The 6,653-nt window shown below is 74.2% G+C and carries 5 protein-coding genes and 1 pseudogene; 2 read left to right on the top strand and 4 right to left on the bottom strand.

Translation table 11 applies throughout. The features are described 5' to 3' along the window. From GA0115242_RS41245 to GA0115242_RS10250, 3 genes and pseudogenes are all read right to left on the bottom strand, one after another. Window positions 1-220: pseudogene (locus GA0115242_RS41245) on the bottom strand (LytR family transcriptional regulator); the annotation flags it as partial. A 244-nt stretch (window positions 221-464) separates the two neighbouring features. Continuing rightward, window positions 465-1,715 carry an LCP family protein gene (locus tag GA0115242_RS10255; RefSeq protein WP_093826831.1) on the bottom strand — a complete coding sequence of 417 codons (1,251 nt, stop codon included), beginning with the start codon at window positions 1,713-1,715 and terminating at the stop codon, window positions 465-467. A gap of 168 nt (window positions 1,716-1,883) precedes the next feature. Then, complete coding sequence (locus GA0115242_RS10250) at window positions 1,884-2,624, bottom strand: TIGR03089 family protein (RefSeq protein ID WP_093826830.1); 741 nt, start codon at window positions 2,622-2,624, stop codon at window positions 1,884-1,886. 138 nt (window positions 2,625-2,762) lie between these two features. Between GA0115242_RS10250 and GA0115242_RS10245 the strand changes: the two genes are divergently transcribed. Beyond that, window positions 2,763-4,139 carry a peptidoglycan recognition protein family protein gene (locus tag GA0115242_RS10245; RefSeq protein ID WP_093826835.1) on the top strand — a complete coding sequence of 459 codons (1,377 nt, stop codon included), beginning with the start codon at window positions 2,763-2,765 and terminating at the stop codon, window positions 4,137-4,139. Window positions 4,140-4,243: 104 nt separating this feature from the next. Further along, window positions 4,244-5,326 carry a nucleotidyltransferase family protein gene (locus tag GA0115242_RS10240; RefSeq protein WP_093826827.1) on the top strand — a complete coding sequence of 361 codons (1,083 nt, stop codon included), beginning with the start codon at window positions 4,244-4,246 and terminating at the stop codon, window positions 5,324-5,326. A 211-nt stretch (window positions 5,327-5,537) separates the two neighbouring features. Here the strand turns inward: GA0115242_RS10240 and GA0115242_RS10235 are convergent, their stop codons facing one another. After that, window positions 5,538-6,533 carry a DNA-3-methyladenine glycosylase family protein gene (locus tag GA0115242_RS10235; RefSeq protein WP_093826825.1) on the bottom strand — a complete coding sequence of 332 codons (996 nt, stop codon included), beginning with the start codon at window positions 6,531-6,533 and terminating at the stop codon, window positions 5,538-5,540. Window positions 6,534-6,653: the final 120 nt, after the last annotated feature.

The following is a 6,653-nucleotide window of genomic DNA, read 5'->3' as shown; positions in this document are numbered from 1 at the left end:
GCCCGGGGACGTCGCGGCCCTTGGACGGCCGCTCGGGGGCCGCCGTCCGCCCGCCCGCCGCGTCGCCCTTGGCGCGCGAGGCGGCTCTGCGCGGTCCCGGCACCGACGACTGCGGTGCGGAAGGGGTCAGTCGCAGTTCGTATTCACCGGTGTCCGGATTGAGCACCCATTGGTCTGCGGGATCGATGTTGTCCGCCCGCCCACGGCCTTGCGCGTCCACGGTCGTCCGAATCCTCCGTCTGGGCCACGCGGCGCCTTCCCCCTACAAAGGCGCTCGGGTCTCGGTCTCTCGGTGCGCGACGCAAGGACGGACCCAAGCTGCCGGGTGCACCGGATCGCTCACACTATCCGGCCAGTTCGGCGCCGAGCGACGCCGGTGACAAATTCTTCGTCCCTACAAGTGGGCAATCCGCCCATTTCCTTGGACTTTTTGGGAACGGTCGCTGATCGGCTTGGCGATCGCTTTACCCGCAGAGGTCTTCCGCGGCCGTGTTTCCGCGGAACGTGGGTGCCGGAGAAACCGGATCGGAGGCCGCGGCGCCCCGATATCCAGCGGGCTTCCCGTCATCCGTCAGGTACTCATCGTAGTCGTCCGATTGCGTATACGAATCCTGATCGGACTTCTCGTGCGAATCCGAAGCCGAATGTGGCGCTTTCCTCGCGACGGTCACCGGAGCGTCCCGGCGCAGCCGGTCGAACAGTTTCCGCGCCTCGGACTCCACGAGTTGGTCGCGGTTGGAGTCGTTCACGTACGACTCCCTCGGCACCGTCAGGAAGCGCACCTGTTCGGTGGGGATGTCATGCAGACTGCGGACGAGGTCGTAGAGCCCGCGCAGGTTCGCGAGCCCCGGGTCGGTGGTGAGCGACGAGGTCGCCGCGTCCAGCACCGGGTACAGCCGCACCGGGTTGAGCAGGACGCCGTTGCTCTGCACCTTGTTCACCAGCGCGCCCAGGAACCGCTGTTGACGGTCCATGCGCTCGGTGTCGCTGCCGTCGCCGAGGGACTTGCGGGCCCGCACGTAGCCGAGCGCCTGCTCCCCGTCGAGGGTGACCCGCCCGGCCGGGAGCTTCAGCCGCGCCGCCGTGTCGTGGATCGGCGCGGGCAGGCAGAGCCGGACGCCGTCGACCGCGTCCACCATCTTCCGGAACCCCTGGAAGTCGACGACCACGTGATGGTCGACCCGGATGCCCGTCAGCTTCTCCACGGTCCGGATGGTGCACGCCGAACCACCCGTCGCGAACGCCGAGTTGAACATCGTGAACGCCGGTTCGGAGCGGCTGTCGTCCCGGCGGCGGCACCCGGGCACGTCCACCATCAGGTCCCGGGGCAGGGAGACGGCGGTCGCGCTGCGCCGCCCGGCCGACAGGTGCAGCAGGATCGTGGTGTCGGAGCGCTCGGAACCTCCGTCGCGCCCGTAGCGCGCGTTGCCGTGCCCCGCCCGCGAGTCCGACCCGATGAGCAGGATGTTCTGCGCCCCCCTGACCGGCGGGGAGGGCCGTTGTCCCGCGTACCGCGCGAGTTCGGCCGCGGCGGCCCGGTCCGGCGTGATGTTCCCGCTCAGCTTCGCGTACGCGAGCCACCCCGCCCCGCCCGCGCCGAGCGCCACCACGGCGGCGGCGGTCCCGCCCGCCAGGGCCCAGCGCCGGCGCAGCCGCCGTCCGCCCCGTCCGACCGCCGACGCGCCCGTCCGCCGGGCCCCCGTGTGGTCGCTCATGTCCGCTGCCCCCCGATCGTCTGGAGCGTGCACTTCCCCGACCTTCCCCCGAACCGCCGCCCGGGGCCGCCGCTGGTGCACCGGACGGGTGAGGGGAGGGGCGCGGGGGCTCGGAGAACGGGGGAGGAGCGGCCGTGGGTTCCGGGCGGGGCGCGGGCGGTGGGGTGCTCAGCGGCGGAGGGTCGTCGCCTTCTCCGTCTCCACCCGGCGGGCCACCGCGTCCTCGTCCAGCGCGGACAGGTTCCGGCACAGGATCACCGAACCGCCGGTGGCGAGCGGGCCGTACAGGCCCGCCACCAGGCCGTCCCAGGTGTCGTACGGCAGCGCCGACAGCACCCGCGCCCCGGCCTCCGCCGTCCCGGCGCGGGCCAGGTCCACGACCTCGGCCGCGGAGAACTCCCGCCCGGCCACGATCAGCGCCGGTTCCTCCGGGTCGACCGGTGCGAACGGCGCGAACCGGTCTCCCTGGCCCGGCACGTCGACCGCGTAGTCGGCGAAGCCCTCGGGCCGCTGCGGGAACCGCCCGCCCAGCGGGCGCAGCGCGAGCGCGACCCGCTCGCCCCGGCAGGCCCGCGCCGCCTCCAGCGTGTCGGGTCCGCTCACCACGACATCGGCCGCCGCGGGATCGCCGCCCACGTCCGCGACGGTGCCCACCGACGCGCACGCCAGCAGCCACACCGCCGTCTGCCAGTGCGCGGGCAGCAGCAGCGCCACCCGGTCGCCCGGCTGGGCGGCGAGGTCGCCCTGGAGGAGGTTCGCGGTCTTGGCCACCCAATTGGCGAAGGTGGCCACGGACAATTCCACGCGCTCGCCCGTGGCGTCGTCGTAGAAGGTCACCAGGGGGCGTCCCGGGTCCGCGGCGAGCGCGGAACGCAGCAGGTCGGCAGGGGTGCGATCAGTGGCGTTCACGCGGGCAAGGGTACGCGCGGCAAGCGGCGCGCGGCCGGGCCGGGGCCACCGGTTCGGGGGAACGCGCGGTGGGGCCGGCAGACGGGCCGTCAGTTCCCGTATGGACATATATGTCTGACTATGTTCAAGATCAGGGGCATGCGTGGATTCCTTGCTTCCTCCATCGGCGTCACCTGCGCGGTGGCTCTCGCCCTTCCGCCGACCCCGACCGCCGCCGCGGCGACGGCGGCCCCCGCGGAAGGCGGAGCGACCGCGGCGGCCCGCACCGACCTGCCCGGCTCCACCCAGTCCCTGCCGCTGTCCCCCCTCAGAACCGACCGCACCCTCGGCCCCACCGCCGACCAGGGCGTGACCCGCCGCGAGGTGGACCGCTACGCGATGGTCGGCGTCGTCTGGGACGACCCGGACACCGAACTGCACGGCCGGGTCCAGGTCCGCACCCGGTCGGCCGGGACCGGCGCCTGGTCCGGCTGGCAGGACGTGGAGACCCACAACGACGCCGCCGACCCCGACTCCGCCGAACGCGCCACCGGCCGGGTGCGCGGCGCCACCGCCCCGCTCTGGGTCGGCGAGAGCGACGCCGTCGAGGCTCGGGTCCGCGCCGAGGAGGCGGACCGCACCGAGGAGACCGCCCGCGGCACCCGCACCGTCCGCACGGCGGTGCCGCTGCCGCACGGCCTGCGCCTGGAGCTGATCGACCCGGGCGAGGCGCCCGCCGACCAGACCTCCCGCGCCGCGGGCGCCCCCGAGTCGGCCGAGTCCGCCGAGGTCACCGAGGCCGCCGTCGCCAACGCCGATCTCGCCCCGACGACCGTCACCGAGATCCCCGCCCTGGACCGCGCGGCGACCGAACGCGAGCTGGTGACCCTGCGCGGCGCCGACCTGACGGACGCTCAGCGCGCCAAGCCCCACATCGGCCCCCGCCCGGCGATCGTCACCCGGCGCGGCTGGGGCGCCGACGAGAAGCTGCGCGAACGGAAGTTCGTGTACACGTCGACCGTCAAGGCGGCCTTCGTGCACCACTCGGCCACCGGCAACGGGTACAGCTGCGGGCAGTCGGCGTCCGTGATCCGCGGCATCTACCGCTACCACGTCAAGAGCCTGCACTGGCGCGACATCGGCTACAACTTCCTCGTCGACAAGTGCGGAAAGATCTACGAGGGCCGCGCCGGGGGCGTGGGCAAGGCGGTGCTCGGCGCCCACACCCTGGGCTTCAACACCAACAGCACCGGGATCGCCGTCCTCGGCAGCTTCGGCTCCGCCAAGCCGCCGACCGCCGCCGTGACCGCCGTCGCCCGCCTCAGCGCCTGGAAGCTGGGCCTCTACGGTGCCAATCCGCGGGGCACGACATATCTGAAGTCCGGCGGTGGCAATCTCTACCGAAAAGGAAAGAACGTACGACTGAACGTGATCTCCGGCCACCGCGACGGCTTCGCCACGGACTGCCCCGGAGGGCAGCTCTACAGCAGGCTCGGCACCATCCGCACGACGGCGGCCCGCGACCAGGGCCGCTGAACCGCGGAGCCTCTCCCGTCGTCTAAGCCGCCGCACGACGGTCTGCATACACTGGCCGGCCGAAAGACAGTTCGGCCGGTCCCGGCAGGAAGCAGAGACGACAGGTGACAGAAGCGATCCTCCTGGTCGGCGGCAAGGGCACCCGGCTGCGCCCGCTCACGGTGCACACGCCGAAGCCCATGGTCCGGGCGGCCGGGGTCCCGTTCCTCACCCACCAGCTGGCGAGAGCGAGAGCGGCGGGCGTCGAACACATCGTGCTGGCCACCTCCTATCTCGCGGAGGTCTTCGAACCCCACTTCGGCGACGGCTCGGCGCTCGGCCTGCACCTCGAGTACGTCACCGAGGAGGAGCCCCTCGGCACCGGCGGCGCCATCCGCAACGTCGCCTCCCGCCTGCACTCGGGGCCCGAGGACCCGGTCCTCGTCTTCAACGGCGACATCCTCACCGGCCTCGACATCCGACGGCTCGTCGACACCCACGCGACGACCGGCGCCGACGTCTCCCTGCATCTGACGAGGGTGACCGACCCGCGCGCCTACGGGCTGGTCCCCACCGACCCGACCGGCCGCGTCCTGGCCTTCCTGGAGAAGCCGCAGACGCCCGAGGAGATCGTCACCGACCAGATCAACGCGGGCGCCTACGTGTTCCGCCGGTCGGTGATCGACACCATCCCGGCCGGCCGCCCGGTCTCCGTGGAGCGCGAGACCTTCCCCGACCTGCTGTCGGCCGGGGCCCACCTCCAGGGCATGGTCGACTCCACCTACTGGCTCGACCTCGGCACCCCGGCCGCGTTCGTGCGCGGCTCGGCCGACCTGGTGCTGGGCCGGGCGCCGTCGCCCGCGGTCCCGGGCCGCTGCGGGGACCGCCTGGTGCTGCCGACGGCCACCGTCGCCCCCGACGCCAAGCTCACCGGCGGCACGGTGGTCGGCGAGGGCGCGTTCGTCGCGGAGGGCGCCCGCGTCTTCGGCTCGACGATCCTGCCCGGCGCCGTCATCGAACCCGGCGCGGTGGTCACCGACTCCCTCATCGGCACCAGGGCCCGGGTCGGCAGCCGCTCGATCCTCACCGGCACGGTCGTCGGCGACGGCGCGGTCGTCGGCGCCGACAACGAACTGCGCGAGGGCGTACGGGTGTGGTGCGACGCGCGCATCCCGGCGGGCGCGGTGCGCTTCTCCTCGGACCGGTGACCGCACCGCCGTCCACGGTGCCCGGAACGCCCACCGCGTGACCGGACCGACCGGACCGACCGGAAAAGGGTGAGGTAGAGGGGCGGCAGGGCGGGAGACCCCCGGCGCCCCAACCCCCGATCCCCGGTTCCGAGTCCCAGGCCCGAGCCCGCAGTGCCGAGTCCCCAGGCCCGAGCCCGCAGTGCCGAGTCCCCAGGTCCGAGGCCCCGCGTCACAGCCGTCCGATGTCCGCCCGGTACATCCGGGGTGCCCGCCGCGCGGGCCCGTTCCCGCTCAGGAGCACCAGCCGGGCCGCCCGGTGCCGCTGCCCGGCGTACGGCGCCAGCAGCTCCAGCATCACGGAGTCGTCCGCGTCCCGGTCCCCGGCGAGCACCCACCCCACGATCCCCGGCAGATGCAGATCGCCCACGGTCACCGCGTCCGCCGCCCCGTGGCTGCGCTGCACGGTCTCCGCCGACGTCCACGGTCCGATCCCGGGGACCACCTCGAGGCGGGCCCGCGCCGCCTCGGGGGACATCCCCACCGTCTCCTCCAGCCGCGCGGCCACCCGCACCGCCCGCAGCACGGTCGACGCCCGCTTGTCGTCGACCCCGGCCCGGTGCCACTCCCAGGACGGGACCAGCGCCCACTCCGCGGGCGAGGGCATCACCCACAGCCGTCCACCGGCGGCCGGTCCCGGCGCGGGCCGGCCGAACTTCCGCACCAGCAGCCGCCACGCGCGGTACGCCTCGTCGGTGGTGACCTTCTGTTCGAGCACCGACGGGACGAGAGACTCGAGGACCAGCCCGGTCCTGGTCAGCCGCAGTCCCGGCCGCCGGTGCCGGGCGAGCGCGACCGCGTGGTGACGCGGCACGAACGCGCCGGGGTCGTCGGCGCGGCCGACCAGGTCGGGCAGCCGGTCCAGCAGCCAGTCGGCCCCCGGTCCCCAGGCCTCGCCGCGCACGGCGCCCGCGCAGGCGGACGCCGTCACGCGCAGGGTGCCCGGCCCGGCGGGCGTCAGACTGGCCCGCCACACCGACCCGTCGGGCAGGGCGCGGTAGGTGGGGTCCCAGGGCCCGCGCCGCAGCGGCCCGAGCACGAGCCCGAGGTCGACGGGGCCGCCGGGCACCACGACCCGGGTCCGCGCCGCTGCGCCGCCCTGCCGGGGCACACCGGACGGCACGCGCACCTCGGTACGCGTGCTCCGGGGAGCGAAACGTCCTGCCAACGGGAGTCCTGAGAGGTAGCCGGAACCGCCCTACGAGCTTAAGCGCCCACGGCCACCCGACTCCGGGCGAGGGAGCGGGGGCGCGTGGACCCGTGCGCGGCGGAGGGGACGGAGGGGCGA

Origin of the sequence: Streptomyces sp. SolWspMP-5a-2, assembly GCF_900091845.1 — a bacterium.
Classification (GTDB): Bacteria; Actinomycetota; Actinomycetes; order Streptomycetales; family Streptomycetaceae; genus Streptomyces; species Streptomyces doudnae.
This window is presented reverse-complemented; position numbering and strand designations above follow the sequence as displayed.

What these genes read in the sequence shown, in the direction of transcription:
- GA0115242_RS10245 (WP_093826835.1), top strand. Translation starts at nt 2,763, where the DNA reads ATGCGTGGATTCCTTGCTTCCTCCATCGGCGTCACCTGCGCGGTGGCT.
- GA0115242_RS10255 (WP_093826831.1), bottom strand. Translation starts at nt 1,715, where the DNA reads ATGAGCGACCACACGGGGGCCCGGCGGACGGGCGCGTCGGCGGTCGGA.